Raw genomic sequence first — 25,442 nt, 5'->3', positions numbered from 1 at the left:
TCGGTATCAGGCCATCAGTCGTGCGGCAGGGCTTCCATGAAGCGCACCGGTTCGCCCTTGCCCGATGCAACAAGCTCGCCATCACGCATCACCGAACGGCCGCGAATGATCGTGCCGACCGGCCAGCCGGTGACCGACATGCCGTCAAACGGGGTCCAGCCGGACTTCGACGCCGACCAGGCATCGGTGATGGTCTCTTTGCGCTTCATGTCGACCAGGGTGAAATCGGCATCCCAGCCGACCGCCATGCGGCCCTTGCCGGCAATGCCGAAAATGCGCTGGGCGCCGGCCGAGGTCAGGTCGACAAAGCGTTCAATGCTCAGGCGGCCGGCGTTTACATGATCGAGCATGACCGGGACCAGCGTCTGCACGCCGGGCATGCCGGACGGGCTTTGCGGATAGGGCTTGGCTTTCTCTTCCAGCGTGTGCGGCGCGTGGTCGGAGCCGATCACATCGACAATGCCGCGCTGAATGCCGCGCCACAGCCCGGCCCGGTGGCGGGCATCGCGCATGGGCGGGTTCATCTGGGCCCGGCCCTTGATGCGCTCATAGATTTCGGGGCCTTCCAAGGTGAGGTGCTGCGGTGTCGCCTCGACCGAGGCGATGTCGCGATGCTCGGCGAGGAAGTCCATTTCCTCGGCGGTCGAAATATGCAGCACGTGGATCCGCTTGCCGGTCTTGCGGGCCAGCCGCACCAGGCGCTTGGTCGACATGATGGCGGCCTCGGCATCGCGCACATGCGGGTGGCTGGTCCAGTCGCCCTCGACGGCCAGTTCGCGGCGCTCGGCGAGGCGGTACTCGTCTTCGGAATGGAAGGCGGCGCGGCGCTTGATCGCGCGCAGGACCCGTTCCACGCCCTCATCATCCGCCACCAGCAGCGAGCCGGTCGAAGCGCCCATGAAGACTTTCACACCGCAACAGCCCAGCATGCGCTCCATCTCGGGCAATATGTCGGCATTCTCATTGGTCGCGCCGGCATAAAAGGCGTGGTCGCAATGCATGCGGTTCTTCGCCCGGGCCAGCTTGTCGGTCAGCATGTCCGGCACGGTGGTGGTGGGATTGGTGTTCGGCATTTCGAACACCGCCGTGACGCCGCCCATCACCGCGCACAATGACCCCGATTGCAGGTCTTCCTTCCACTCCATGCCCGGCTCGCGGAAATGGACCTGGGTGTCGATCACGCCCGGCAGGACCATCAGGCCGGAACAGTCGACCACCTCGCCGGCCGAAGCCTGCGACAGGTCGCCGATCGCCGCGGTCTTGCCGTCAATGATGCCGATATCGGCATGGCCGCGGCCGTCATGATTGACGATCTCGCCGCCCTTGAGGATCACATCGAATGTCTGGCTCATGATCTCGCAGTCCTCTCATAAAGCGCCTTGGCGGCATCATACACGCTATCCACGCTCAGGTCCGCCAGCAGGCTGGTCGAGGCCTTGCGGCGGTCATCATGGGCGCTGTCAATTTCCTCGAACGTCGCCGGTCCGCGCACGGCATCGGTGTGCGCCCCCCAGGGCGCATAGCAGCGATCATCGGACGGGCCGAACAGGCCCAGCGTCGGTGTGCCAACCGCGGCCGACATGTGCATCAACCCGCTATCATTGCCGACATAGAGGCGGCAGCGCTCCAGACAGGCGGCGGTCTCGGGCAGGCCGAGGCCCAGCAGGTCGATGAATTCGGTCTCGGGCAGGGCATCGAAGATGGGCTGGGCGTAGAGCTCGTCTCCCGGACCGCCCAGCATCACAACCGGCGCGCCCGGCATCACTCCGTCCGGCCCGGTGAAGCGGAGGATGAATTCGGCAAATCTCTCGGCCGGCCAGACCTTGAAAATCCACGAGGCCGACGGGCAGATCGCCAGATAAGGGCCGTCGCCCGGCACGCGCGCCTCTGCTTCGGCCCGCACGGCGTCGGAGAAATGGAGCTTGGGGTCGGGCGCCGGGACCAGCTTGAGCACGCTGGCGGCTTCCTCGACCTTGGGTACCGGCACGACGCTCTGCTGGAGAATGCGGCGCTCCTTGGCGCGCAGGAACCAGGCCGTGCCGGAACAGCGCAGATCGACGACAAGGTCCCATTTCACGTCGACCGTCTCACGCCACAAATCCCACCAGTGAAGGCCGGCTTTCTTCTTGCGCATCACGATGATGCGCTCGAGGCGCGGCGTCTCGGTGAACAGCGAAGCAGCCAGCGGGCCGCAGGCAATCGTGAACTGCGCCTCGGGGCGGGTGCGCACGAGATGGTCGAGGACGCCGGAATTGATGATGGCGTCACCGATCCGGGTCGATGTGATGAAGAGGACGCGTTGCATGGACACCGCAGATAGCGCGACGCGAAGGGCTTGGCCAGAGACGGACGCAATGCCATATCGGGGCCATGAACCAGCCCGCCTCCCTGCCCTTCGCCCTGCCCGACCGCCAGATCATGTCGGTCTCCGGTCCGGATGCCCGCGACCTGCTGCAACGCCTGATCACCGCCGATGTGCAGACGCTGTCCGCCGGCACCTGTCGGCCCGGCGCCCTGTTGACCCCGCAAGGCAAGATCCTGGTCGATTTCATGATGTTTGCCGACGGCGACACGGTCTGGCTGGACGTGCCGGCCGGCGCCGCCGACGGCCTCCTGAAGCGACTGACAATGTTCAAGCTGCGGGCCAGGGCCGAGATTGTCCTCAACACCAATATCCTCGCCCTGTGGTCAACCACGCCATTTCCGGGCAGCTGCGAGGACCCGCGCCTGGGCGGACGGGTCCATCGCGGCCTCGGTGAGGCGGCCAGCGAAACGCGCGCCCTCGACATGATCGAGATCGAGGCCGGCATCCCGGCCTTTGGTCGCGATTATGGCGAGGCGGATGTCTTCCCCACCGATGTCAATCTGGACGCTTTCGGCGGTGTCGGCTGGAAGAAAGGCTGCTTCATCGGCCAGGAAGTCGTCTCGCGCATGAAGCGCCGCGGCACCATCCGCAAGCGCTCCCTGCCCGCGACCTTCGCCGCCGAAGCCCCGCCGCCCGGCACCGCCGTCATGGCCGGACCGACCACGGTCGGCGCCATCTCGTCAGCCAGCGGACACCACGCCGTCATCCTCGCCCGCCTCGACCGCCTGCGCGCCGCCGAGCATTATTGCGAAGCCGACGGCCAGGAAGCCAATATCGTCGTCCCGGACGAGTTCTGGGCCGATCTGGAAGCCGCGCCGAAAGTCTAGATCAAGCACAGGTCCTTCTGGCCGGGTCCGGGAGGTCGGAAGCTCGCACCTCAGGTCGCAACGGCACCCGAGCTATCTATAAGTATAACCTGGAGAATAACCATAAAATTAACCCTTCATTATGACCTTTAAACCTTATTCAGGCTCAAATGAATAAGCGCTAATCAACACAGGGTAGTATTGATGTTTGGTTCCATTCTGAAGAATTCATCCGAATCCCAGGCCATCATGTCTGCCCTCGATACTTCCATGGCGATCATCGAATTCCGGCCCGATGGTCACATCGTGACAGCGAACCAGAATTTTCTGGCGCTGACCGGGTATCGACTGGATGAGATCAGGGGCCAGCACCACCGCATCTTCGTTGCCCCCGAGGAGACAGCGAGCCCGGCCTACACAGCCTTCTGGGACAAGCTGGCCGCCGGTGAACACGTCTCCGACGAGTTCAAGCGCTTCGGCAAGGGCGGTTCCGAAGTCTGGATCCGCGCCACCTATAACCCGGTCTTTGCGGATGACGGCTCTGTGCGCAAGGTGATCAAGTTCGCGACCGATGTGACCGAAGAGAAAACCCGCCACTTCATCCAGCAGGGCAAGCTGGAAGCCATCAGCCGGACCCAGGCCGTCATCGAGTTCGAGCTGGACGGTACGATCATCAGCGCCAATCCCGCCTTCCTGTCGACCATGGGCTACCAGGAAGCCGAAATCATCGGCCAGAAACACGCCATGTTCGTCAAGGCCGAGATACGCGACAGCGACGAATATCGCGGTCTGTGGGCCAAGCTGAATGCGGGCGAGTTCGTGTCTGACCAGTTTCGCCGCGTGGGCAAGGGCGGCAAGTCGATCTGGATCCTGGGCAGCTACAATCCGATCCTCGACCCAACCGGCAAAATCCTGAGAGTGGTAAAATTCGCCACCGACATCACCGCCGATGTCGAACGTCGCCACGCCCGGGAAGATGCCCTGCAGGAAGTCGAACGCGACATCACCGGCATCGCGGCCAGCGTCACCCAGTCGACCAATCGTTCGACCGAAATGTCGGCAACCAGCCAGCAGGCCAGCATGGGCGTGCAGGAAATCGCAGCCGGCATCGAGGAGCTGGCCGCCGCCGCCGGCGAGATCACCCAGCAATTGGGCCGCGTCACCGAAGTCACCGCCAATGCCGTGGAAACGGCGCGTGTGACCAATGAGATCGTCAGCGGGCTGTCGGAGAGCGCCAAGTCGATCGGCGATGTTGTTGCCCTGATCAACGGTATTTCCGAGCAAACCAACCTGCTCGCCCTCAACGCCACTATTGAGGCGGCCCGGGCCGGTGAGGCGGGCAAGGGCTTCGCGGTGGTTGCCTCGGAGGTCAAGGAACTGGCCAATCAAGCCGCGTCGGCGACCGGCAAGATCTCGGACCAGATCGAGACCATGCGCAATTCGACCGCCCAGGCGGTCAGCGCGATCGACCAGATCAGCACCACAATCAGCGAGATCGATGAGGTCACCACCTCGGTCGCCGGAGCCACCGAGGAACAGACATCGGTCACCTCGGAACTGTCCGCCAGCATGCAGCAAGTCGCCAACGGCGTGGCCTCGATCAATGACGGCATCGCCGAGTTTGCAGAGACCAGCCGATCCATCGACAGCGCGACCCGCAATCTCCAGACCGCCGCCTCGGCGCTGGTCTGATACCGACTCGCGGCCAGCCTTTCCGGCCGGGCCTGCACGTCTGGCTTGGCAGGCCGCGCTAATCACGCTGGATTGTGTCCGACGACCACAAGGACCCATCCATGAACCAGCGCTGCGCCTGGGTGAATTCGCCCGATCCGATCTATGCCGAGTATCACGACACCGAATGGGGCGTGCCGGAATATGATAGCCGCGCCTTGTGGGAAAAACTGATGCTGGACGGTTTCCAGGCCGGCCTCGCCTGGATCACCATATTGCGCAAGCGCGACACGATGCGTCTCGCCTTTGACGGTTTCGACCCGGACCGTATCGCCGCCTACACCGACGCCGACCGCGAACGCCTGCTGGCCGATCCCGGCATCATCCGCTCAAAATCCAAGATCGAGGCCGCTATCGGCAATGCGCAGGCCTATATCGCCATGCGCGAAAACGGCGAGGACTTCGCCGATTATCTCTGGGCCTTTGTCGGCGGCGAGCCGATCCAGAACAGCTATGCCAGCCTGTCAGACGTGCCGACCAAGACGGCGCTGTCCGAGACGATCTCGAAAGACCTCAAGAAGCGGGGTTTCAAGTTTGTCGGGCCGACGATTGTCTATGCTTTCATGGAAGCGGTCGGGATGGTCAATGATCACGAAACCGGTTGCCCGCGGCATGCCGCGGTGAAGGCGCTGGTGCGATAGGGAATCACCTCCATTTTCCCCGGGCCCATTTTTCCCGGGCTCATTTTTCCCGGGCCCATTTTTCCCGGGCGAAGACCCGGGACCAACGCATGCTTCCGGCAGGCTCAAAGCTGACCGTCGGTCCCGGATCGCGCAGGCGCGTCCGGGAAAAATGGTGAGTGAATGGGCGCCTGTCATTCTGCTTTTCCCGTCATCCCCCGGACACCCGCTTCGCGGTCACCGTGGGATGACGGGTAAAAAAGGAGCCTCCGCCCCTACCAGCTCTCGAGCACGCGCTCGGCCGAGCAGTAGAACTGGCAGCTTGTCCGCGCCTCATTGCAGACTTCACCGCCGGCATTGCTGTCATAACTCCAGGCGGTGTTGGTGTGCAGCGGCAGGCAGTCACGGCGATTGATCGGGATGCTCACCGTGGCATGACGGCCATAACTCGCACCATCATCCAGGCTATAGCGGCAGACCAGGCTGGACGACCGCGTTTCCACGCGGACCCAGTCGAGCACGGCTATGACCGGCGGCAGGTCCCGGCTGTTCGGATCGGTGCTCTCGCGAATGCTGACCGCACGGTCATGCGTCAGCATGGGCGCAACAAGCGGCCGGTTTTCGGTCGGCGTCGAGGATTGGCCGCGCGGGCCGGTGGCGGGACGCGCCGTGATCCGTCCGGACGGGATCGGACGCCGCATCCTATCGGAGCCATCCAGATCATTGCCGCGCACCCGCGCCGCATGACGCCAGCCCGGCGCGTCCGGGAATTCGGTTTCCACAACCCAGACATCGCCCGGGTCCGGGCAATAATAGGGCTGCAGCTGCGCCTGGGCAGAGGCTGATATCAGAGCCATTAGTCCCGCCGTCAGGAATGTCCGCATCATCATCTATCCCCCAGCCTTGCAACATTCCCGATGATGCGCCGGATCGGCTCGCAGGGGAAGTTTTGCAAAGTCCAGGGAGGCATCGGCTCTTGCTTGTAGAGACTCTCGAACGCTGGCGCCCCAGGGGACGCCCGTCCAAGACACTCTTGCCCGCACCTCCCCACCCGCTAAACTCCCCCCATGCGCCGGCTGGGGAGCCCGCATTGGAGCGTTGTCATGCGCCTTGTTCTGTTTGTTCTGTCTGCCTCACTCCTGTCCGGCTGTGCCTGGTTGGAAAAGGGGCGAGATCCCAATTTGCCGTCAGCGGCGGAGATGGGTGCCGGCGAGTGTCGCCCCGCCGGCCCGCACGACCCTGCCGCGCCCGGTGAATGGATTTGCGATGACGGCGATGGCGACGAGGAAATGCGCCCGCGCCACCGCGTCGAAAACCCGGATGATTACCGTCGCGATCCGTTCTGACGGCTCAGTCGCCGACGCCCAGCGCCCTGGCGTGATGGCGCAGATGATCCTCGATGAAGCTGGCGATGAACCAGTAGGAATGGTCATAGCCGGGATGGCGGCGGACGGTGACCGGTTGGCCTGCTTCCCGGCAGGCCGCCTCGAACAGCTCGGGGCGTAATTGCTCGTCGAGGAATTGATCGGCCCCGCCCTGGTCGATCAGGATCATCTGGTCGGTCGGCTGGCGCCTGACCAGTTCGCAGGCATCATGCTCGCCCCAGGCCGGGCATTCATCGCCGAGATAGGCTTTCAGCGCCTTCTGTCCCCACGGCACTTTCGTCGGCGCAACGATGGGCGCGAAGGCCGAGACCGAGGCATAGCGGCCCGGATGGCGGAAATTGAGCGTCAGCGCACCATGTCCGCCCATGGAATGGCCCATAATGCCCTGACGCGTCATGTCGGCGGGGAAATGGGCAGCGACCAGGGCCGGAAGCTCTTGGGTGACATAGGTTTCCATTGAAAAATGCGGCGCCCAGGGCGCTTCGGTCGCGTCGAGATAAAAGCCCGCGCCCTGCCCCAGATCATAGCCCTCATCATCGGCAACATCCTGGCCGCGCGGCGAGGTGTCCGGCGCCACCACCATCAGCCCGAGCTCACTGGCGACGCGTTGCAGGCCGGACTTCTCCATCACATTGGACCAGTTGCAGGTCAGACCAGAGAGATACCAGACCACCGGCACCGGCCCGGTCCTGGCCTGGGGCGGGGTGTAGACCGCAAAACGCATCGGCCCATTGCAGGCCTCGCTGTCATGATCATGGACGGACAAGGTGCCGCCGAAAGAGGCCCAGCTTGAGATAGGGGTCAGGGTCACGAGGATGGCTCCGGGTTTATGCTGTCGAGCGGAATGGTTTCAAGGCCAAGACGGTCGCGGGCGAGAGACAGCATGCATTTGTCGGCAGACAGTATCGGGCGATGATTCCGATTGGCGAGGGCGAGATAGGTACAGTCATAGACCGGGTGGTCCAGTTCGCAGGCCATTTCCACGGCCAACGCCGCCAGGCCCGTTTCGTCGGGCTGCGCCACAAGACCGGCGAGCTTGAGCAAGGCCGTCGAGGCATCTTCGACCGTGGTCTGCTTGTGGCGGACATATTGCCAGAGCGCATTGCCCGTTTCAGCGAAAATGAGGCGCGGCGCCTGCAGCTCAAACATGTGGGCTGCGGCGATCGCCTTTTCATACCCGGGAACCGGCAGGAAGAGCTTAACAGCGACCGAGGCGTCGACAATGACGGGCCTCAATGCCCCTCATCCCTGTCCTTGCGAATGAGATCGGTCGGATCGAGATCAGACGGTGTCCCCCTTTCGCGCATGCCCTTGGCGAACTCGAAGAAACCTTCCCGGTCGCGGCGGGACGCGTCCGCGAGCACGTCACGCAGGAATTGTTCCAGCGATTTGCCATCCTTGGCTGCCAACCGCTTCAGACTCGTAACAACCGCGTCGTCGAGATTGCGAATGATCACCTGGCCCATCGGCACCTCCTGATAGCAGGATGATATCATTTTGATGGGGCGTGCGGAAGGGAGCCCCGTGACCCGCCGCGCTACGGGACGCAAAGCGCTGTCCGCAATACGTTCGTCATCCCTGATGGACGCCCGGCGAAGGCCGGGCGAAAGTCAGGGACCTATATGATTGCATGCAGTTGGGTCCCCGCCTTGCGTCCGGCCTTCGCCGGACATTCAGCGGGGATGACAAGGGTTTGGTGCCGTGCGCGCTTGCCTTAGTGCGCCGGGGCGCTTTCCCTCAACACAAACATGTTGTCATCCCTGATGGACGCCCGGCGAAGGCCGGGCGAAAGTCAGGGACCCATGTTGTTGCAAAGAGTTAGGTCCCCGCCTTGCGTCCGGCCTTCGCCGGACATTCAGCGGGGATGACAAGGGTGTGGGTGCTGTCCCACGCTTGGCTTTCTGTGCCTTTGCGCCACGCGCGCACAGAGCTGTCCATAAATCGCTTGTCAGCCAGCGGGCCGTCTCCGCTTGTTCAGGTCAAGGGCCCGAGGGGCCGCGAAGCGGGTATACCCCTTGACCTGAACAAGCGGAGACGGCGAACTCCCGGCAAGCGGTTTATGGTGGGGTGTGGGCCGGGGGCGCGAATGGCAGATCACGGACATCCCCAATCCAGCCGGGAGCCGATTTCGGTGAGCCGCCCCTCTGCCTCGATCCAGTCCACCGCAATCATGGTCAAGCAGACCCCGGAGTCCCAAACCATATTTGCTCGTCCGGGAGCCGCGATTGAAAAACCGTCCGCCTCAAGTCGCGCCACGAGATCGGCGCGTTCCAGCCCGATGGGATAACGCGCCGCAATAACGGCTTCCACGTGCTCAGCGGAAAGAGTTTCCGCGCTCGCGAACAAAGCGGGCGTCGGCTCCCGATCCATGGACGCAAACATCAACAATATGCTGTTGCCCCACATCAAGGCACCGGCGAGCACCAGGACCAGACCAATGCCGACAAGCCATCGGAAGCGCACCCCTAATACTCCACCACAGCCCGAATACTCTCCCCGGCGTGCATCAAATCAAAGCCCTTGTTGATGTCGTCCAGCTTGAGTTTGTGGGTGATCAGGCTGTCGATATCGATGCGGCCTTCCATGTACATGTCGACGATCTTGGGCACATCGGTGCGGCCCCTGGCGCCGCCGAAGGCGGAGCCGCGCCAGACGCGGCCGGTGACGAGCTGGAAGGGGCGGGTCTGGATTTCGGCGCCGGCGGGGGCGACGCCGATGATGATGCTCTCGCCCCAGCCCTTGTGGCAGCATTCCAGCGCCGCCCGCATGACCTCGACATTGCCGATGCATTCGAACGAATAATCCGCGCCGCCGCAGGTCAGCTCGACGAGATGGCCGACCAGGTCCTTATGGTCCTTCGGATTGACGAAATCGGTCATCCCGAACTGGCGGGCGATGTCCTGCTTGGCAGGATTGGTGTCGACGCCGACAATCTGTCGTGCGCCGATCAGCTTGAGGCCCTGGATCACATTGAGGCCGATCCCGCCCAGACCGAAGACGACGGCGGTGGAGTTGGGCTCGACCTTGGCGGTGAACATCACCGCGCCAATGCCGGTCGTCACGCCGCAGCCGATATAGCAGATCTTGTCGAAGGGCGCGTCCTGGCGGACTTTGGCGAGCGAGACCTCCGGCAGGACGGTGAAGTTCGAAAAGGTCGAACAGCCCATATAGTGCAGGATTTTCTCGCCCTTGTAGGAAAAGCGCGAGGTGCCGTCCGGCATCACGCCCTGGCCCTGGGTGGCGCGCACCTTCTGGCACAGATTGGTCTTGGGATTGAGGCAGTATTCGCACTCCCGGCACTCGGCCGTGTAGAGCGGGATGACATGGTCGCCGACCTTGAGATCTTTCACGCCCGGCCCGACCTCGCGGACAATGCCGGCGCCCTCATGGCCCAGAATCGCCGGAAAGGCCCCTTCCGGATCGGCACCGGAGCGGGTGAATTCATCGGTGTGGCAGATACCGGTCGCCTTGATCTCGACCAGGACTTCACCGGCCTTGGGACCCTCCAGGTCAACCTCGACAATCTCCAGCGGCTTGCCCGCTTCAAAGGCGACGGCGGCACGTGTCTTCATGGATCAATCTCCCCGAACCAATGGCTTGAAACCAAGGTCTCGCATTGCTCTGTCCCGGCGTCAAAGCCTCGCGTGACAGGCATGCGCAGCTGTGCAGGTGACGGGCCTTGGTGCAGCCACTAAGTTGCGCGCCCTGACATACCCGTTTCGGAGTGAAGTATATGAGCGCGGTAATCCGGTCGACCGGTCTTTGGACTCCTGAAGAGTCCGTCTCCAACGACGAACTCGTCGCCTGCTACAACGCTTATGTTGAGCACTACAATGCCGAGCATGCCGACGCCATCGAGCGCGGCGCAGTCGAGGCGAAAAATCCGTCCTCTTCCGGTTTCATCGAGAAGGCATCCGGAATCAAGTCGCGCTACACGATCGACAAGGAAGGCGTGCTGGACATCACCCGCATGCGTCCCCGGGCCAAGCCCCGCGCCAATGACGAACTCTCGCTGATGGCCGAAGCGGGTGTCGCCGCGGCCAAGGAGGCCCTGGAAACCGCAGGCCGCGACGCCGCCGATGTCGATGCGGTGATCTGCTCGGCCACCTCGATGCAGCGCACCTACCCGTCGATGGCGATCGAGATCCAGGATGCGCTGGGCATTGAGGGCTTCGGCTTCGACATGACCGTCGCCTGCTCCTCGGGCACGTTCGGCATCATCAATGCGGTCAACATGATCGAGACCGGCATGGCCAAATCGGTTCTCGTCGTAACGCCGGAAATCACCACGCCGCAGCTCAATTTCCGCGACCGCGACAGCCATTTCATCTTCGGTGATGTCGCCGTGGCCATGCTGATCGAGCATGAGGATGTCGCCGGCGGTCAGGGCTGGAAGATCATCGGTCGCAATCTGATGACCAAATTCTCCAACAATATCCGCTCGAATTTCGGCTTCCTGAATGCCTCGGAAGAGCCGGCGCCAGCTTTCGAGGACCGCTATTTCGTGCAGGAGGGCCGCAAGGTCTTCAAGGAAGTGTGCCCGATGGTCGCCGAGATGATTCTCTCCGACATGGGCAATTTCGGTCTCAAGCCGGACCAGATGAAACGCCTCTGGCTGCACCAGGCCAATATCAACATGAACATGATGGTGGCGAAAAAGGTCTTCGGCCGCGACTTCACGGAAGACGAAGCCCCGGTCATCCTCGACGAGTTTGCCAACACCGCCGGTGCCGGCTCCCTTGTCGCCTTCCACCGCCACCATGACGGTTTCGAGGCCGGCGAAAAGGGGCTGATCTGCTCCTTCGGGGCGGGCTATTCGGCCGGTACGGTCTTCGTCGAGAAGCTGTAGGGCTTCAGGCGGCCGACCGGCCTGGGCCAGTGTGGGCCAGGATCAGTCTGAACACGGCAAAGCCGAGACCGGTCACGGAGCTGGCCAGCAGCAGGATCACCATGTCCGGCTGATAGGGATTGATTCCCATCAGCGTGGCACCAAACAGCTTTGGCAACAGGTCCAGGAACACAAAGGCCATCGCCCCGGTCGCCAGAACCGGGAAGTACAGGCTGAAAGCCCCCAGCACCCCCGACTTCGCCCGCAGTCCGTCCCGGCGCAGCCAAGCGGTGATGATCCCGGCCAGGAAGATCACGGGCAGGACCAGCACCATGAGATAGAGGCTCTTTGGCCCCAGATGGCGACCGGCCGGTCCGGGCGCCTCGCCCAGGGCCAGGGCGCTCATGCCCGCGAGGATCTCGCCGGTCACGGCAAACCCCATGCCGCCATTGGCATTCACAAGGGCAACCCCGCCCCGCTGCCGGGATCGCGACAGGACAGCAATGGTTTCGACGCCCGGTACCAGCCCGGTATGGAAGGCCGCATCGGCCTCGGCATCGAGAAACCAGCCCAGGCCGTAATGCGGTGAGACTGCATTGGCGGGCTGCAGCATCACGGCCTTGTTCCCGGCGGTGATCAGGTCATCCTCACCATTCATCATCATCGTCAGATACCGGGCCACATCAGCGGCGCTGCCCACCACGCCTCCAGCGGGTGCCATGGCGCGTCCGGACGGCTGGTCGGAAACAGCAACCGGGCGTCGGCCGCCGAACCAGGGATTATGGCCGGTCGCGACGACACGGTGCGCCCCGCGATCGCTGCCGCCCACGAAGCTGTCGTCCATGCCCAGCGGTTCGAGGATCCGGGTTTCGACATAGGCGCCGTACTCCAGGCCACTGACGGTCTCGATCAGCGCACCGAGAATGAGGTAGTTGGCATTGGAATACTGCCAGCGGCTGCCGACAGGCCCGGCAGGGCCCGACATGGCCAGGTGGCGGACGCGGACGGAAACGTCATCGCGATCCTCGGCCAGACCCGCGTGGGACTGATTTCCCTGCAGCGTCGAGTAGCCGCTGGTATGACTCAGCAATTGCCGGATCGTGATCGCGGCGCCGGACTGCCCGGCGAACACATCCAGATAATCGGCAATGGCGCCATCCAGCTCCAGCCGGTCCGCTTCGACCAGCTGCATGATGGCAAGCGCCGTGAAACTCTTCGAGATCGAGCCGAGCGGGAAAGGCGTGTCACCGGTGACCGGTTGGCCTCGGCCCAGGACCAGCTCGCCGCGCCCGCCGCTGCGCCATTCGCCATTATCGAGAATGGCCCAGGCCACACCGGGCGCAGCCGCAGCCGGCATGGCGTCGTCGAGAAAGACCTCGACGGGGTCTGATTGTGGTTCCGCCTGCGGCTGGGCTGCCCCCGTCAGGAAAGGAATGACCAAGAGTGCCAGACAACGCCACATTTGAAGACCCCCAGATTTGCCTCACTGCCCGAATGCCCGCTGCGCCGAAACGGACCTGCGTCCCGTGACTCCGCTGCCGAGAGGTAACAGGCTCCGTCATTGACCACCAGTGCCGCCTCCCCCCATGCCGGGTTGGCTCCGGCCCGGCGACAGTTTTTGTCGCCCGGCCGCCGCATTCTGTGCACACACACAGGAGAGATATCATGCGTCGTACGGATTTATTCGAATTTGCATCCAATACCCTCGACGCGGTCGTCTGGGTCGGGTTTGTGGTCGTGCTGAGCGGCCTGTAGCCTGTACACACAGGCGAATACGAACCATACAAAAATGATAACGCCACCTAAAAAGAGGCCCGGCCCGCCAACCCCTGCGAACAGGGGCGACGGGCCGGGCCAAGTATACGTCACAGGCCGGGGAGGACAGGCCAGGACGAAAGATGTGTGTCGGCTAAGCGCTAGCCGTCAAATTCAACCAACTGACTCGCCGTGCAGCGTGGTGTCGAGGCCGGAAATCTCGCCTTCCTCGTCGACGCGCATGGGCATGATCTTGGATTGCACGAAAAGTATGACAGTTGTGACCACGCCGCAGTAAATCGCGGCAGCCAATGCACCCCAGGTCTGGGTCCAGACCTGCATCCAGTTGCCTTCGATCGCGCCGCCTGCGCCACCGATCGCTTCAGACGCGAAGACACCGGTCAGGATTGCGCCAACAAGGCCGCCCACACCGTGCAGGCCGAACGCGTCCAGCGTGTCGTCGACCTTGAGGACCTTCTTCAGTGCAGTCACACCCCAATAGGCCCCGAAAGCACCGCCGGCACCGATGATGAAAGCCGACCAGGTCGGCACGAAGCCGGCCGCCGGAGTGATGGCGACGAGGCCGGCAATGGCCCCCGATGCCGCGCCCAGAACACTGGCCTTGCCGCGCAGGATCCATTCCAGGCCGATCCAGACCAGCACAGCACTGGCGGCCGCGATCTGGGTGGTCACAAAGGCATGGGCCGCAGCGCCGTCAGCTGCCAGGGCGGAGCCGCCATTGAAGCCGAACCAGCCTACCCACAGCAGGCCGGCGCCGATCACGGTCAGGACCAGATTGTCCGGCGCCAGATTGCTGCCCGGATAGCCCTTGCGCGGCCCGAGGAATTTGGCCAGCACCAGGCCGGCCACACCGGCATTGATGTGCACGACCGCGCCGCCGGCAAAGTCGAGTACGCCCGCCTCGCCAAGGAAGCCGCCGCCCCACACCCAGTGGCAGATCGGGGCATAGACCAGGATCAGCCAGGCGGCACCAAACACCATGAAGGCCGAGAACTTGATCCGCTCGACCGCCGCACCGGCGATGATCGCGACGGTGATGATGGCAAAGGTCAGCTGGAACATCAGGAAGAGGTTTTCCGGCAGATCTCCGGACATCGTGTCGGGCAGGATCCCGGACAGGCCAAGCCGTCCGAGGCCACCGACGAAACTATTGGCCGCACCACCGTCCGAGAAGGCCAGGGAATAGCCGACAAGCGCCCACAGCACGGTCACGACCGCGGCCGCACCCAGGCTCTGCATCAGGGTCGACAGCACATTCTTGCGCCGGACCATACCGCCATAGAAGAGCGCCAGCCCCGGCAATGTCATCAACAGGACGAGGGCGGTGGATGTCAGGATCCAGGCATTATTGCCACTATCCATGGGGCTCTCCCGAAACGGCGCTTGTTGTTTGTTGCGATCGCGAAGAGCTAGGCCGGGGAATCGCCGGGAGTCGACTTTCCAGAGAGGTTTTGCCGAGATTGGCAGCAGCCCGCCACGAAATTGTGCACGCCTGCCCGTTTTCGAGGCGACCACGCATCATCCGTGCAATGACAGCGCGGATTGATCGATGGCAATCATGCTTTAGGCTGGTCACATCAAGGACAAGAACAGAGTCCAACGCCGTGAAAAACAGCCTCATCCGATCGACGGGATACTGGGTCCCCGACAATGTCATCAGCAATGACGAGCTCGTGGCCAGCTACAATGCCTGGGCGACCCGCTTCAACACTGAGCACGCGGCCGCCATTGCCGCTGGCGAGGTCGAGGAAGTTCCGCTGTCCTCCAGCGAGTTCATCAAGGGTGCGTCCGGCATCGAACGCCGGCACGTCTATGAAAAATCCGGCATTCTCGACATAGATGCGATGACACCGCGCATTCCGCCTCGCGCCATAGACGAGGTCTCGACCCAGGCCGAGTTCGCGCTCAAATCGGTTCGTATTGCACTGGACAAGGCCGGCTATGACGGCAGCGATATTGACGGTGTCATCGTCGCCTCCTCGGCCCAACAGCGAAACTTCCCGGCGGTCGCCTGTGAAATCCAGGAAGCGATCGGCGCCACAGGTTTCTCCTTCGACATGACCATGGCCTGCGCCTCGGCGCTGTACGGGCTGCATATGGCCAATGGCATGATCAGATCCGGGCAGGCCCGGCGCATCCTCGTCTGCTCGCCGGAATTGATGACCTGCATCAATGTCCATTCGCGGCGCGAGGTACACTTCATCTTTGGCGACGCTTCGGCGGCCATGATTGTCGAGGCCGATGACGGCAAGCCGGGCGGCTGGGATGTGATCGGCACCCATGCCGAAAACAAGTGGTCCTCGGCCCTGCGCTCGGATTACGGCTTCATCAATATCGCCGAACGGACCGTCGATCCCGATTTCGCGCCCCATCTCGACCAGGACGGCCACCGGGTCTTCAAGGATGTGGTCGGTTTTGCCCCGCAGGTCGCCCGCCGGATGATGGAGGGGATTGATCTCGCTCCGGCAGACGTGCGCCGCACCTGGCTGCACCAGGCCAATATCCGCATGGTCGACATGATCGCAAAACGCATCCTCGATCGCGACCGTACCGACGATAATGCGCCTGCCATCCTGCACGAATACGGCAATACGTCCTCATCGTCGGTGGTCATGAATTTCGAGATGCATTCCGACGACATGGCCGTTGGTGAAACCGGCGTCATGTGCGCCTTCGGAGCCGGATATGGAGTCGGCGCCGCTGCTGTGAGGAAACGCCCATGAAGACCTGGCTGAGTCTGATCACCATCGCCGCGCTGGCCGCCTGCTCGCCTGCCCAGGACGAAGCAATGCCGGACGCAGACCCGGCCACGCCCGATGACATGGCAGATATTGGCACCCCCGAGCAGGAGGTCGCCGAGGAAGAAGCCGCGAGCCCGCCCGGCACCGACATCTACCTGTTCGCGCTGGACTGGTCCGGTGAAGCCCCGGTTCTCGGTGCCAGCCTGGGTGGCGTGACCCGTCCCGGCTATGACAACCAGCCCTTCTTCACAGACAATGGCGGCCTGCTCTACACGGCGGACGACGAGACCGGCGAGACGGATATCTGGCACCTCGACCTGGCCAGCGGCGAAACAATGCCGGTGACGCAAACGCCCGGCGAGAGCGAGTATTCCCCCCGCATCGCGCCGGACGGACGCCTCAGCTATATCTACCAGCCGCCGGGTGGTTATGCCGGCAATGCCTATCTGGCCAATCCCGACAATAGCGACCGCGAGCCCGCCGAAGCGCTGGCACCGGTCGGCTATTACGGGTTTTCCGGTGACATGAGCGCCGTGGCGGTCTTCCACCTGGGCGAGCCAATGACGCTGCAGCTGATCGATCGGACGACGACGCCCGAAACCGTCACCCACATCGCCGACAATCCGGGACGCAGTTTTTTCCGGGCCGGTCGCGGCCCGGCGCTATATGTGACCCTGGCCGACGAGGCCGGTGTCCATACGGTCCACGCACTCAACACCCAGACCGGCGAACTGCGTGAAATGTTCGCACTGCCCGGCGCCAGCCAGGATTTCGCGGTCGCCATCCTGCCGGATGATCGCATCACCTTCATCGCCGTGCATGAAGGTCAGCTGGTCTGGCGTGCCTGGGGCGGCTGGGAGCCAATCGGCGCCATTGATTGGCTGACCGGCGTCACCCGCCTGGCTATCAGCCCGGACTTGTCGACGCTGGCGGTGGTGGCGGAGGAGTAGCGGGAACAGTCCTGTTCAACGCGCGGCACCATTGGCCGGACTGACCCAGGATGGGCGGGTTGACTATGCCTGCTCCCATTTTTTTGTGTCGTGCGCTCACTTCCTTGTCACCCCTGATGGACGCCCGGCGAAGGCCGGGCGCAAGTCAGGGGCCTAGCTGGTAGCAACATGTTGGTCCCCGCCTTGCGTCCGGCCTGCGCCGGACGTCCAGCGGGGATGACAAACGCGTGGGGGTCCTATCCCTCATCAAACCCAGGCGCTGGGCGCGCGGCTGGCGCAGGACGCCGCCTAGACCGGCAAGGCCTCGGTCACCCGATAGGTCAAATCATCGCCATCGGCTTCGTGGATGGTGAGATACTCGCCGACACGCAGGGTGTGATCGCCGAGCCGATAGACCGGCTCGTCCGGACCCTCATCCTCTTCATCATAGCGAAAGAACCAGTGACTGCCCCGGTGTGAGAGCCAGCCATCGGCCTTGTCGGCCGGGTCAGGCGAAAAGCGGTCGACGGTGCAGTCGGACTTGTTGGCGCGCCACAACTCGATATCCAGCTTGCCGTCCTTGTCGAGGGGCGCCACCACGACATAGCCATGAGTGTCATCGCCGTCAGGGAAGCCGGCTTTGGGGTTGCGGCCGAGCCGCAGGACCACACGTGTCAGACTCATCTTTTGTCTCCCTTGTTTTGATAGGGGTATTTCGCGCCGGAATTCGGCCCGGGTCAATCAAAAGCGGTGCGGCATGGCGGCACAGGAGCTGTGAACAAAGCGGCGGCAGGATTGGTCCCGGCCACGCTTCTCTGCTATCTCCCCTGCCCGCAAGATGCTGACGAGATGGATGAGACATGCCCGCTGCTGCCCAAAAGACAAAGACCAAAGAAGCCCCGCGTGCCTGGCAGCGGATGATTTCCGGACGGCGCCTGGATCTGCTGGATCCGTCACCCTTTGACGTCGAGATCGAGGATATCGCCCATGGCCTGGCCCGCGTCGCGCGCTGGAATGGTCAGACCTCTGGCGACCATGCCTTCTCGGTCGCCGAACACTCGGTCGTGGTGCTGGAGATCCTCGACTTTCTCTATCCGGGCATCGAGGACAAATGGCGCGTGGCGGCCCTGCTTCACGATGCCTCGGAATATGTGATCGGCGACATGATCAGCCCGTTCAAGGCGGCTCTGGGCGTCAATTATCGCGCCTTCGAGGACCGGCTGGAAGCCGCGATCCAGTTGCGTTTCGGCCTGCCGCCGAAACTGCCTGTAGAGGTCAAGCGCAAGATCAAGCGGGCCGATGTGATCTGTGCCTATTTCGAAGCCACCCAGATCGCCGGTTTCAGCCACGACGAATCCGTGAAATTCTTCGGCCGTCCCCCGGCCGGACTGGAGATCGCCATCAAGCCGCTGCCCGTCAAACAGGCCCAGATCCTGTTCCTCGACCGTTTCGAGGCCGTGCTGGCCTCATTTGAAGCCGGCCGCAAGTGACAGCCGGCCTCGCCCTCTCCGTCGGCCTCAACGCGGTCATCCTGGCGGTCGATGGCGATGTGCCGCAAGTCCTGATCGTGCCCCAGCCGGGCGGCGGCGAAGCCCTGCCCTTCGGTCCCTTCGACCCGACCGAGCACCGCACGCTGGAGATCGGCCTGAGACGCTGGGTCGACGAGCAGGCCCGCTTCCAGCTGGGCTATGTCGAACAGCTCTACACCTTCGGCGACCGGGGTCGCGAAGCGCCGGTGGCGGCGATGACCGGCTCGGAAGATGACCGCATCATCTCGATTGGTTATCTGGCGCTGACGCCCAATGTCTCCGACCCGCCCGAGGGTGGTGGCCAGTGGCGTGGCTGGTATCGCTTCTTTCCCTGGGAAGACTGGCGCGACGGTCGCCCCGAAATCATCGACAGCCAGATCCTGCCGCGCCTGTCGGCCTGGGCGGACGAGGCTGGCGGGCCGGGTCGCCGCGCCTCCTGTCATGACCGGATCAAGCAATGCTTCGGCCTCAATCCCGGCGGCTGGCAGGAAGGCCGGGCGCTGGACCGCTATGAGCTGCTCTATGAGGCCGGCCTGGTCGAGGAAGCCGCCCGCGATGGCCAGACCGAACAGACCCTGGTTGCGCCAGGACTGGGTCAGGCAATGGCGTCAGACCATCGCCGCATCTTGGCGACCGCAATCTCGCGCCTGCGCGGCAAGATCAAATACCGCCCGGTCGTGTTCGAGTTGATGGGCGAGGTCTTCACTCTTTCGGCGCTGCAACAAGTCGTCGAAGCGATCGTCGGTTATCGCCTGCACAAGCAGAATTTCCGCCGCGCCCTGGATCGCTCCGGCTTTGTCGACGGCACCGGCAAGGTGGAAAGCGCCACCGGTGGCCGACCAGCCGAGCTGTTCCGCTACCGCCGCGAAGCGCTCGCCGGCCTGCCCTCGCTGGGCCTGTCCGCGCCGCGCTTGCGTGATGGCTAGAATTTTCCCGCTGATTTAAGTGGATGGGAAGCTTTCCCGGCCAGTCTGAAAGAAGACACCGAGGGAAACCTTCATGACCCATGCCATCAAACTCATCCTTGCCGTGACGGCCGCGTTTGGTCTGTCCGTCGCCGCCCATGCGCAGGACAGCAACGTCAACACGCCGGTCAATTCGCAGATCACCGACAGCGTCAGCCAGGCCAATACCGAGGTTCTCGGCGAGGCGCCGGCTGTCAGCATGGGCAATCTCTATTCTGCGGACGCGATGCCTGCTGACAGCGAACCGGCACATAACGCGACCGCAGCCCAGCAGAATGCCAACACCGTCCTTCAAGCCACGACGACCCAGGGCGTGCAGCTGCTCACCGGTTTCGGTTCCGAAGCTGAAGCGGGTGAAAGCGGCGATGGTGAGGCCGATCCGGACCGCTGAGCACTAACCGCCTCTGCAGCCTGTCCGCGTCAGCCGGCGCAAATCCCTGTATGGACCCGGCCCATGCCCGGTGACACGCCCCGCCCTTTCGTCTATTCGCCGCCGCCCGCCGGCGCGCTGCCGGTTATCCATGCCGACGATCACATCCTGGTTGTCGACAAGCCGTCCGGCCTGCTCACCGTGCCCGGTAACAGGCCGGAGCGCGCTGACTGCCTGGAAGCGCGGGCCCGTGCTGAATTCCCGACCGCGCGTATCATCCACCGCCTGGACATGGACACGTCCGGGGTCATCGTGCTGGCCCTGACAACGCATGCCCAGGCACATATCGGCAAGCAGTTCGAAAAACGGATGACGTCCAAATCCTATGTCGCGCGCGTCCAGGGCGAGATGACCGGCCGGTCCGGCCGTGTTGACCAACCCATCATCACTGACTGGCCCAACCGGCCAAAACAGATGATTTGCCATGACCGTGGCCGCAACGCCGTGACCGATTGGGAGGTGATGGACATCGCCGACGGCGTGACCCGCGTGCGCCTGTGCCCGCTGACCGGACGCAGCCACCAGCTACGCGTTCACATGTTGTTTCTGGGCCACCCGATACTGGGCGACAATCTTTACGCGCCGCCCGCGGCGCTGACAGCCAGCGATCGCCTGTGCCTGCACGCGCAGCAGCTGGGTTTCCGCCATCCCGATGGTGGCGCACCGGTGAGCTTTGAAAGCCCCGCTCCGTTTTGAAGACCACGCCCCATCACCGTGTGTCGCCACTGTAGATATTGCCGTTTCGCTGGTGACAGGGTATTTGACTATCTGAGATTGGCTTCTGTGTTGTTGGGGGACAACGTGTCTGAGCGTTTGGATTTTTCTGATTTTGTGCGCGCGGGCATCCTGTGCATCGCCGTCGCTCTGGCCCTTCTCGCCATCAAGTTCTCGGTTTTCGGATGGATGGGAGCCGCTGCGGCTCTCCTCGTCATGGTCGCGTTGTTCTGCACCGGCCAGCGACGCGTACGTTGGCGCCTGATTGTGCCGGCCCTTGCACTTGGTGCGGTGGGCTATAGCGCCGCATCGGCAACAGTCGCCACCAGCTTGCTCTAGGACCTTGTACAATGCTCACAGTGAGCATATATCTGTGTCACGGTTAAGCTCATTTCGAGCATAAGCCACGTTCCGGGTGATGGCCCTCCAGCCATCGCCCCTTTTCAGACCCCAGATATGCTCGATTTGAGCAAAAGTGAGGGAAAAATGGACCGGATGAACTTTGACGGCACGCTTGCGGGCTTAGAACAGGATCGGCCCGAACTGGCGTATACGGACGAGGTGAAGGCCGCCACGGACCACCTCTACGCCAAGGTCAGCCATGTCGTGACGCCGATGGAGTGGCCCGCCAAGGCCCCCCTCATCCACGCCATCAACCAGCTGAAAAAAGAAAAAAACGCGGTCATCCTGGCCCACAACTACATGACGGCCGATATTTTCCACTGCGTTGGCGACCTGATGGGTGACAGCCTCGCCCTCGCCCGCATGGCGGCAGAGAGCGACGCCGACATCATCGTCCAGGCCGGCGTCCACTTCATGGCGGAGACCGCCAAGGTGCTGGCCCCGGAAAAGACCGTCCTCATCCCCGACACCCGCGCCGGCTGTTCGCTGGCGAGCTCGATCACGGGCGAGGATGTGCGCCGCATCAAGGCGGCCTATCCCGGCGTGCCGGTCGTGACCTATGTGAACACCTCGGCGGACGTCAAAGCTGAGTGCGATATCTGCTGCACCTCGTCGAATGCCGTGCAGGTGGTCGAGAGCCTGGGCAGCGATACCGTCATCCTCCTGCCCGACCAGTATCTGGCCAAGAATGTCGCCGCCCAGACCGATGTCAAAATCCTGACCTGGGCCGGCGCCTGCGAGGTCCATGAGCTATTCACGGCGCAGGACATCCAGGACCTGCGCGACGCCCATCCCGGCGTGGTCATCATCACCCACCCGGAAAGCCCGCTGGAGGTCGTCCAGGCCGCCGATTTCGCCGGCTCGACCGCCGCCATGGCCGACTGGGCCAAGGATTCAGGGGCCATGAAGGCCGTCCTCCTGACCGAATGCTCAATGAGCGACAATGTCGCCGCCGATGTGCCCGAGGTGGAGTTTATCCGCCCCTGCAATCTGTGCCCGCACATGAAGCGGATCACGCTGGAAAACATCTATGACTGCCTGCGTCTGGAACAGCATGAAGTCACCGTCCCCGACGATGTGATCGAAGGCGCCCGCGCCTCCGTCCAGGCCATGCTCGACCTGCCCAAGCCGGACAAGCCTGCCAGCTTTGACCCGACCAAGCCGGAAAAGCGTGTGGATCTGGTGGCGATTTAGGGGACATGACCCACCCCACCCTCATCTGTGGCGCTGGCATTGCCGGACTCTGGGCGGCTCTCAAGCTCGCCCCGCGGCCTGTGGTTCTGCTCACCGGCGCACCGCTGGGTGACGGCGCCGCGTCCGGTTGGGCGCAGGGCGGGGTGTCGGCGGCTCTGGCGGCGGATGACAGTGCTGAGCTGCATGCGCGGGACACGATTGCTGCAGGGGCTGGGCTGGTTGATCGCGAGGCCGCGCTCGCCCTTTCCGAAGGCGCAGCGGCGGAAGTGGCGGAACTGGCGGCACTCGGCGCGCCGTTTGAGCGCGAGGGCGCGGACTGGTCGCTGTCCCGCGAAGCGGCGCATTCGCGGCCCCGGGTCGCCCGGGTGAAGGGCGATGGTGCCGGCGCGGCGATCATGGCGACACTGATCAAGGCGGTACGCGCCGCCGCTCACATCGAGATCCGTGATGGCTGGAAGGCGGTCGCGCTGACCGGCGATTCCTCCGCCTGCACCGGTGCCATTGCGCAAGGCCCGGATGGCCAGATTCAATCCATCGAGGCTGGCGCCACCCTGCTTGCCATGGGCGGCGCAGGCGGCCTGTTCGCGCTGACCACCACACCGGCGATCGCGCAAGGCCAGGCCATGGCGATGGCAGCGCGTCTGGGCGCGGTGATCCGTGACCCGGAATTCGTGCAATTCCATCCGACCGCGCTCAATGCCGGCCTCGATCCGGCACCCCTGTGCACCGAAGCCCTGCGCGGTGAAGGGGCCATCCTGGTCGACCAGACCGGCCATCGTTTCATGAAAGCGATCCACGACGATGCCGAGCTGGCCCCGCGCGATGTCGTCGCCCGCGCCGTACATCGCCAGAACGCGTCAGGAAAAGGCGCTTTCCTCGATTGCCGCGAGGCGGTGGGCGAGGCCTTCCCGGAGCGCTTCCCGGCGGTCTTCGCCGCCTGCCAGCGCGCCGGCATCGATCCGCGTATCGAGCCGATCCCGGTTGCCCCGACCGCGCATTACCATATGGGCGGCGTCGCAACCGATATTGATGGCCGCACCTCGGTGCCCGGCCTGTTCGCGATCGGCGAATGCGCCGCGACAGGCTTGCACGGCGCCAATCGCCTAGCGTCCAATTCGCTGGCCGAGGGGCTGGTGAGTGCGGCCAGGTTTGCGCGTCGGCTTGCGGCACCGGACGAACACCATCCGTCATCCCCCGGCTTGTCCGGGGGACCTCGACTGGACGGTCGACAAAAGGGCCCGGACAGCCGCACCCCGAATATCATGGTCAACCCTATGGCTGAGGTCCCCCGGACAAGCCGGGGGATGACGGTGGATAGTCAGTGGGTTGCACCGAGCTTGCCTCCCCTCGCCCTCCTGCGCCTGCGCCAGGCCATGTCGCGCCATTGCGGGGTGGAGCGTAGCGAGGCCGGATTGTCCGAGTTGGCGGCGCTGATCGATGCGATGCGGCGCGAGCATGGCGAGGCGGATGCGCTGATCGCGGCGCGCTTCATCGTGACGGGCGCGCTGAAACGGCGTGAAAGCCGGGGTGGTCATTTCCGCAGCGATTGCCCACAAACACTCAAGGAGGCGCACCATAGCGCGCTGCGCCTCAACGATCTTGCCGCACCGGAGCTGGCGCCCGCCGCCCTCACCGGACCGGCTGAATAGGACGACCGCCATGCCGATCATGCCCCTGCCCCGCCATGTGGTGAATGACGCCGTGGCCCGCGCCATTGCCGAGGACCAGGGCGGTCGCGGTGATGTCACCTCGCTGGCCTGCATTCCGGCCAAGGCCGAAGCGAAATTCTACGTCAATGCGCGCGAAGCCGGGGTGGTCTGCGGTTTCCAGCCGGCGCTGGCGGCAATCTGGCAATGCGATCCCAAAGCCCTGGTCAGCCCGCAGATGGACGACGGCGACACGGTGAAGCCGGGCGATGTGCTGATCTCCGTGACCGGTCGCGCCCGCGGCCTGCTGGCCGCCGAGCGCATCCTGCTCAATTTCATGGGCCGTATGAGCGGGATTGCGACCTTCACGCGGGCTTATGTCGATGCGGTCGAGGGCACCGGCGCCCGGATCGCCCACACCCGCAAGACCACGCCGGGCTTTCGCGCTTTTGAACTACAGGCCGTGCAGGCCGGCGGCGGTGCGCTGCACCGCTTCGGCCTCGATGACGCCATCCTGATCAAGGACAATCATGTCGCCGTGTGTGGCGGTGTGCGTGAAGCCGTTGAGGCGGCGCGCAAGAGTGCCGGCCACATGACGCGGATTGCCGTCGAGGTGGACAGGCTCAGCCAGCTGGACGCCGCCATCGACGCCGGAGCGGAGAGCGTCCTGCTCGATAATTTTCCGCTGGATGATTTGCGGGCCGCCGTCGCCTCTGCGAAGGGCAAGGTGACGCTTGAAGCCTCTGGCGGGGTCAATCTCGATACCGTGCGTGGCATTGCCGAAACCGGTGTGGACGTGATCTCGGTGGGCGCACTGACCCATTCGGCACCCAATTTCGACATCGGGCTGGACGAAAACTGATCAGGTGCGCGGCGGACCCGTGTCATCGCCGCCTGCCCGTACCGGTCGCGGCAGGGCCAGGACGAGGGCAAGGAACAGGACGCCCAGATAAAAGATCACAACATAGCCGGCTGCATCCAGAAGCGTATCGCCCTGTGCCCTCGACATCACCCAGTCGAGCGTGAACCCCGTTGCGCCGGCATAATAAGCCGGCAACGCCTTGCGGCTCTTGCGTAGCAGCCATCCATAGCTGGCCAGGAAACCGACCACGCCGAACAGATAGGCAAGTTGCTGGATCGGCTCGACTGACAGGATGAAGTCAACAATCTGCGGTCCGAGCGCTGAATGGGTCTGCGGCAGGGTCCGGACGGCGACCTCGATCCCCAGCCAGCCCAGGCAATACAACACACCGATCGACATCAGGCCGATGGCGGCGCGATGGGCGGAAGTGCCTGACAGGTCCAGCGTGTGATTCTTCATGCGCGCGACCTTAGCAATACATGCCGCAAGCCGTACAGTAATAAGCGGGCCACGGTTACC

27 protein-coding genes are annotated in these 25,442 nt (G+C 63.7%); 15 read left to right on the top strand and 12 right to left on the bottom strand.

The window, feature by feature from the left end:
- Positions 1 to 14: 14 nt before the first annotated feature.
- Together MMAR10_RS04215 and MMAR10_RS04210 are read right to left on the bottom strand one after the other, a co-directional pair.
- Positions 15 to 1,352, bottom strand: coding sequence for a dihydroorotase (locus MMAR10_RS04215; RefSeq protein WP_011642754.1), 1,338 nt, complete (start codon positions 1,350 to 1,352; stop codon positions 15 to 17).
- On the bottom strand, positions 1,349 to 2,305 hold the full coding sequence (locus MMAR10_RS04210; RefSeq protein WP_011642753.1) for a glycosyltransferase family 9 protein: 957 nt from the start codon (positions 2,303 to 2,305) through the stop codon (positions 1,349 to 1,351). Before MMAR10_RS04210 ends, MMAR10_RS04215 begins: the two co-directional genes overlap by 4 nt.
- Positions 2,306 to 2,370: 65 nt before the next feature.
- Between MMAR10_RS04210 and MMAR10_RS04205 the strand changes: the two genes are divergently transcribed.
- The 3 genes from MMAR10_RS04205 (at position 2,371) to MMAR10_RS04195 (ending at position 5,543) form a co-directional block, all read left to right on the top strand.
- Positions 2,371 to 3,192, top strand: coding sequence for a YgfZ/GcvT domain-containing protein (locus tag MMAR10_RS04205; protein ID WP_011642752.1), 822 nt, complete (start codon positions 2,371 to 2,373; stop codon positions 3,190 to 3,192).
- A gap of 183 nt (positions 3,193 to 3,375) precedes the next feature.
- Positions 3,376 to 4,863 carry a methyl-accepting chemotaxis protein gene (locus MMAR10_RS04200; protein ID WP_011642751.1) on the top strand — a complete coding sequence of 496 codons (1,488 nt, stop codon included), beginning with the start codon at positions 3,376 to 3,378 and terminating at the stop codon, positions 4,861 to 4,863.
- A 101-nt stretch (positions 4,864 to 4,964) separates the two neighbouring features.
- Positions 4,965 to 5,543, top strand: coding sequence for a DNA-3-methyladenine glycosylase I (locus MMAR10_RS04195; RefSeq protein WP_011642750.1), 579 nt, complete (start codon positions 4,965 to 4,967; stop codon positions 5,541 to 5,543).
- A gap of 254 nt (positions 5,544 to 5,797) precedes the next feature.
- On the opposite strand, the gene MMAR10_RS04190 is transcribed toward MMAR10_RS04195, so the two are convergent.
- Positions 5,798 to 6,379, bottom strand: a complete 582-nt coding sequence (locus MMAR10_RS04190; protein ID WP_041636772.1) for a hypothetical protein — start codon at positions 6,377 to 6,379, stop codon at positions 5,798 to 5,800.
- Between the two features lie 246 nt (positions 6,380 to 6,625).
- On the opposite strand from MMAR10_RS04190, the gene MMAR10_RS04185 reads away from it, so the two are divergent.
- The gene (locus MMAR10_RS04185; RefSeq protein ID WP_041636771.1) at positions 6,626 to 6,868 is read left to right on the top strand and encodes a hypothetical protein; all 243 of its coding nucleotides are present in this window, start codon (positions 6,626 to 6,628) and stop codon (positions 6,866 to 6,868) included.
- 4 nt (positions 6,869 to 6,872) lie between these two features.
- On the opposite strand, the gene fghA is transcribed toward MMAR10_RS04185, so the two are convergent.
- From fghA to MMAR10_RS04160, 5 genes are all read right to left on the bottom strand, one after another.
- Positions 6,873 to 7,718, bottom strand: coding sequence for an S-formylglutathione hydrolase (gene fghA, locus MMAR10_RS04180; RefSeq protein ID WP_011642747.1), 846 nt, complete (start codon positions 7,716 to 7,718; stop codon positions 6,873 to 6,875).
- On the bottom strand, positions 7,715 to 8,143 hold the full coding sequence (locus MMAR10_RS04175; RefSeq protein WP_011642746.1) for a type II toxin-antitoxin system VapC family toxin: 429 nt from the start codon (positions 8,141 to 8,143) through the stop codon (positions 7,715 to 7,717). The genes fghA and MMAR10_RS04175 overlap by 4 nt, the downstream gene beginning before the upstream one ends.
- Positions 8,140 to 8,373: a FitA-like ribbon-helix-helix domain-containing protein gene (locus tag MMAR10_RS04170; protein WP_041636770.1), complete on the bottom strand. Its 234-nt coding sequence runs from the start codon at positions 8,371 to 8,373 to the stop codon at positions 8,140 to 8,142. The genes MMAR10_RS04175 and MMAR10_RS04170 overlap by 4 nt, the downstream gene beginning before the upstream one ends.
- Before the next feature lie 628 nt (positions 8,374 to 9,001).
- A complete protein-coding gene (locus tag MMAR10_RS04165) occupies positions 9,002 to 9,370 on the bottom strand; it encodes a hypothetical protein (protein WP_011642744.1) in 369 nt (122 codons plus the stop codon).
- Between the two features lie 2 nt (positions 9,371 to 9,372).
- On the bottom strand, positions 9,373 to 10,479 hold the full coding sequence (locus tag MMAR10_RS04160; RefSeq protein WP_011642743.1) for an S-(hydroxymethyl)glutathione dehydrogenase/class III alcohol dehydrogenase: 1,107 nt from the start codon (positions 10,477 to 10,479) through the stop codon (positions 9,373 to 9,375).
- A 161-nt stretch (positions 10,480 to 10,640) separates the two neighbouring features.
- Here MMAR10_RS04160 and MMAR10_RS04155 point away from each other — a divergent pair, with 161 nt between their 5' ends.
- A complete protein-coding gene (locus tag MMAR10_RS04155; RefSeq protein WP_011642742.1) occupies positions 10,641 to 11,756 on the top strand; it encodes a beta-ketoacyl-ACP synthase III in 1,116 nt (371 codons plus the stop codon).
- A gap of 4 nt (positions 11,757 to 11,760) precedes the next feature.
- Here the strand turns inward: MMAR10_RS04155 and MMAR10_RS04150 are convergent, their stop codons facing one another.
- Together MMAR10_RS04150 and MMAR10_RS04145 are read right to left on the bottom strand one after the other, a co-directional pair.
- Positions 11,761 to 13,197: a serine hydrolase domain-containing protein gene (locus tag MMAR10_RS04150; protein ID WP_011642741.1), complete on the bottom strand. Its 1,437-nt coding sequence runs from the start codon at positions 13,195 to 13,197 to the stop codon at positions 11,761 to 11,763.
- Positions 13,198 to 13,664: 467 nt separating this feature from the next.
- Positions 13,665 to 14,873, bottom strand: a complete 1,209-nt coding sequence (locus MMAR10_RS04145) for an ammonium transporter (protein ID WP_011642740.1) — start codon at positions 14,871 to 14,873, stop codon at positions 13,665 to 13,667.
- A gap of 242 nt (positions 14,874 to 15,115) precedes the next feature.
- Here MMAR10_RS04145 and MMAR10_RS04140 point away from each other — a divergent pair, with 242 nt between their 5' ends.
- Both MMAR10_RS04140 and MMAR10_RS04135 read left to right on the top strand, forming a co-directional pair.
- Positions 15,116 to 16,234 carry a beta-ketoacyl-ACP synthase III gene (locus tag MMAR10_RS04140; protein ID WP_011642739.1) on the top strand — a complete coding sequence of 373 codons (1,119 nt, stop codon included), beginning with the start codon at positions 15,116 to 15,118 and terminating at the stop codon, positions 16,232 to 16,234.
- On the top strand, positions 16,231 to 17,202 hold the full coding sequence (locus tag MMAR10_RS04135) for a TolB family protein (protein ID WP_011642738.1): 972 nt from the start codon (positions 16,231 to 16,233) through the stop codon (positions 17,200 to 17,202). The genes MMAR10_RS04140 and MMAR10_RS04135 overlap by 4 nt, the downstream gene beginning before the upstream one ends.
- A gap of 288 nt (positions 17,203 to 17,490) precedes the next feature.
- Here MMAR10_RS04135 and MMAR10_RS04130 read toward each other — a convergent pair whose 3' ends face one another.
- Positions 17,491 to 17,865 (bottom strand): hypothetical protein, encoded by a 375-nt coding sequence (locus MMAR10_RS04130; protein ID WP_011642737.1) that lies wholly within the window; start codon positions 17,863 to 17,865, stop codon positions 17,491 to 17,493.
- Positions 17,866 to 18,041: 176 nt separating this feature from the next.
- Between MMAR10_RS04130 and MMAR10_RS04125 the strand changes: the two genes are divergently transcribed.
- The 8 genes from MMAR10_RS04125 (at position 18,042) to nadC (ending at position 24,923) form a co-directional block, all read left to right on the top strand.
- Positions 18,042 to 18,671 (top strand): HD domain-containing protein, encoded by a 630-nt coding sequence (locus tag MMAR10_RS04125; RefSeq protein ID WP_011642736.1) that lies wholly within the window; start codon positions 18,042 to 18,044, stop codon positions 18,669 to 18,671.
- On the top strand, positions 18,668 to 19,636 hold the full coding sequence (locus tag MMAR10_RS04120; protein ID WP_011642735.1) for an NUDIX hydrolase: 969 nt from the start codon (positions 18,668 to 18,670) through the stop codon (positions 19,634 to 19,636). The genes MMAR10_RS04125 and MMAR10_RS04120 overlap by 4 nt, the downstream gene beginning before the upstream one ends.
- Before the next feature lie 73 nt (positions 19,637 to 19,709).
- Positions 19,710 to 20,066 (top strand): RebB family R body protein, encoded by a 357-nt coding sequence (locus tag MMAR10_RS04115; protein ID WP_011642734.1) that lies wholly within the window; start codon positions 19,710 to 19,712, stop codon positions 20,064 to 20,066.
- 63 nt (positions 20,067 to 20,129) lie between these two features.
- Entirely contained in the window at positions 20,130 to 20,801 is a 672-nt protein-coding gene (locus tag MMAR10_RS04110; RefSeq protein ID WP_011642733.1) for an RluA family pseudouridine synthase, read from the top strand.
- A 105-nt stretch (positions 20,802 to 20,906) separates the two neighbouring features.
- Positions 20,907 to 21,158: a hypothetical protein gene (locus MMAR10_RS04105; protein WP_150099702.1), complete on the top strand. Its 252-nt coding sequence runs from the start codon at positions 20,907 to 20,909 to the stop codon at positions 21,156 to 21,158.
- Positions 21,159 to 21,275: 117 nt separating this feature from the next.
- Complete coding sequence (gene nadA / locus MMAR10_RS04100) at positions 21,276 to 22,415, top strand: quinolinate synthase NadA (RefSeq protein ID WP_041636768.1); 1,140 nt, start codon at positions 21,276 to 21,278, stop codon at positions 22,413 to 22,415.
- A 5-nt stretch (positions 22,416 to 22,420) separates the two neighbouring features.
- Positions 22,421 to 24,064, top strand: coding sequence for an L-aspartate oxidase (locus tag MMAR10_RS04095; RefSeq protein ID WP_011642730.1), 1,644 nt, complete (start codon positions 22,421 to 22,423; stop codon positions 24,062 to 24,064).
- 10 nt (positions 24,065 to 24,074) lie between these two features.
- Positions 24,075 to 24,923: a carboxylating nicotinate-nucleotide diphosphorylase gene (gene nadC, locus MMAR10_RS04090; protein ID WP_011642729.1), complete on the top strand. Its 849-nt coding sequence runs from the start codon at positions 24,075 to 24,077 to the stop codon at positions 24,921 to 24,923.
- Here the strand turns inward: nadC and MMAR10_RS04085 are convergent, their stop codons facing one another.
- Complete coding sequence (locus MMAR10_RS04085) at positions 24,924 to 25,382, bottom strand: hypothetical protein (RefSeq protein ID WP_041636766.1); 459 nt, start codon at positions 25,380 to 25,382, stop codon at positions 24,924 to 24,926.
- Between the last annotated feature and the right edge of the window lie 60 nt (positions 25,383 to 25,442).

The sequence above is a fragment of the Maricaulis maris MCS10 genome, assembly GCF_000014745.1.
Taxonomy (GTDB): domain Bacteria; phylum Pseudomonadota; class Alphaproteobacteria; order Caulobacterales; family Maricaulaceae; genus Maricaulis; species Maricaulis maris_A.
This window is presented reverse-complemented; position numbering and strand designations above follow the sequence as displayed.

Coding starts and splice junctions, on each gene's coding strand:
- MMAR10_RS04215 (WP_011642754.1), bottom strand. CDS start 1,352: ATGAGCCAGACATTCGATGTGATCCTCAAGGGCGGCGAGATCGTCAAT.
- MMAR10_RS04210 (WP_011642753.1), bottom strand. CDS start 2,305: ATGCAACGCGTCCTCTTCATCACATCGACCCGGATCGGTGACGCCATC.
- MMAR10_RS04205 (WP_011642752.1), top strand. CDS start 2,371: ATGAACCAGCCCGCCTCCCTGCCCTTCGCCCTGCCCGACCGCCAGATC.
- MMAR10_RS04200 (WP_011642751.1), top strand. CDS start 3,376: ATGTTTGGTTCCATTCTGAAGAATTCATCCGAATCCCAGGCCATCATG.
- MMAR10_RS04195 (WP_011642750.1), top strand. CDS start 4,965: ATGAACCAGCGCTGCGCCTGGGTGAATTCGCCCGATCCGATCTATGCC.
- MMAR10_RS04190 (WP_041636772.1), bottom strand. CDS start 6,379: ATGGCTCTGATATCAGCCTCTGCCCAGGCGCAGCTGCAGCCCTATTAT.
- MMAR10_RS04185 (WP_041636771.1), top strand. CDS start 6,626: ATGCGCCTTGTTCTGTTTGTTCTGTCTGCCTCACTCCTGTCCGGCTGT.
- MMAR10_RS04170 (WP_041636770.1), bottom strand. CDS start 8,373: ATGGGCCAGGTGATCATTCGCAATCTCGACGACGCGGTTGTTACGAGT.
- MMAR10_RS04160 (WP_011642743.1), bottom strand. CDS start 10,479: ATGAAGACACGTGCCGCCGTCGCCTTTGAAGCGGGCAAGCCGCTGGAG.
- MMAR10_RS04155 (WP_011642742.1), top strand. CDS start 10,641: ATGAGCGCGGTAATCCGGTCGACCGGTCTTTGGACTCCTGAAGAGTCC.
- MMAR10_RS04150 (WP_011642741.1), bottom strand. CDS start 13,197: ATGTGGCGTTGTCTGGCACTCTTGGTCATTCCTTTCCTGACGGGGGCA.
- MMAR10_RS04145 (WP_011642740.1), bottom strand. CDS start 14,873: ATGGATAGTGGCAATAATGCCTGGATCCTGACATCCACCGCCCTCGTC.
- MMAR10_RS04135 (WP_011642738.1), top strand. CDS start 16,231: ATGAAGACCTGGCTGAGTCTGATCACCATCGCCGCGCTGGCCGCCTGC.
- MMAR10_RS04130 (WP_011642737.1), bottom strand. CDS start 17,865: ATGAGTCTGACACGTGTGGTCCTGCGGCTCGGCCGCAACCCCAAAGCC.
- MMAR10_RS04125 (WP_011642736.1), top strand. CDS start 18,042: ATGCCCGCTGCTGCCCAAAAGACAAAGACCAAAGAAGCCCCGCGTGCC.
- MMAR10_RS04115 (WP_011642734.1), top strand. CDS start 19,710: ATGACCCATGCCATCAAACTCATCCTTGCCGTGACGGCCGCGTTTGGT.
- MMAR10_RS04110 (WP_011642733.1), top strand. CDS start 20,130: ATGCCCGGTGACACGCCCCGCCCTTTCGTCTATTCGCCGCCGCCCGCC.
- nadA (WP_041636768.1), top strand. CDS start 21,276: ATGCTCGATTTGAGCAAAAGTGAGGGAAAAATGGACCGGATGAACTTT.
- MMAR10_RS04095 (WP_011642730.1), top strand. CDS start 22,421: ATGACCCACCCCACCCTCATCTGTGGCGCTGGCATTGCCGGACTCTGG.
- nadC (WP_011642729.1), top strand. CDS start 24,075: ATGCCGATCATGCCCCTGCCCCGCCATGTGGTGAATGACGCCGTGGCC.
- MMAR10_RS04085 (WP_041636766.1), bottom strand. CDS start 25,382: ATGAAGAATCACACGCTGGACCTGTCAGGCACTTCCGCCCATCGCGCC.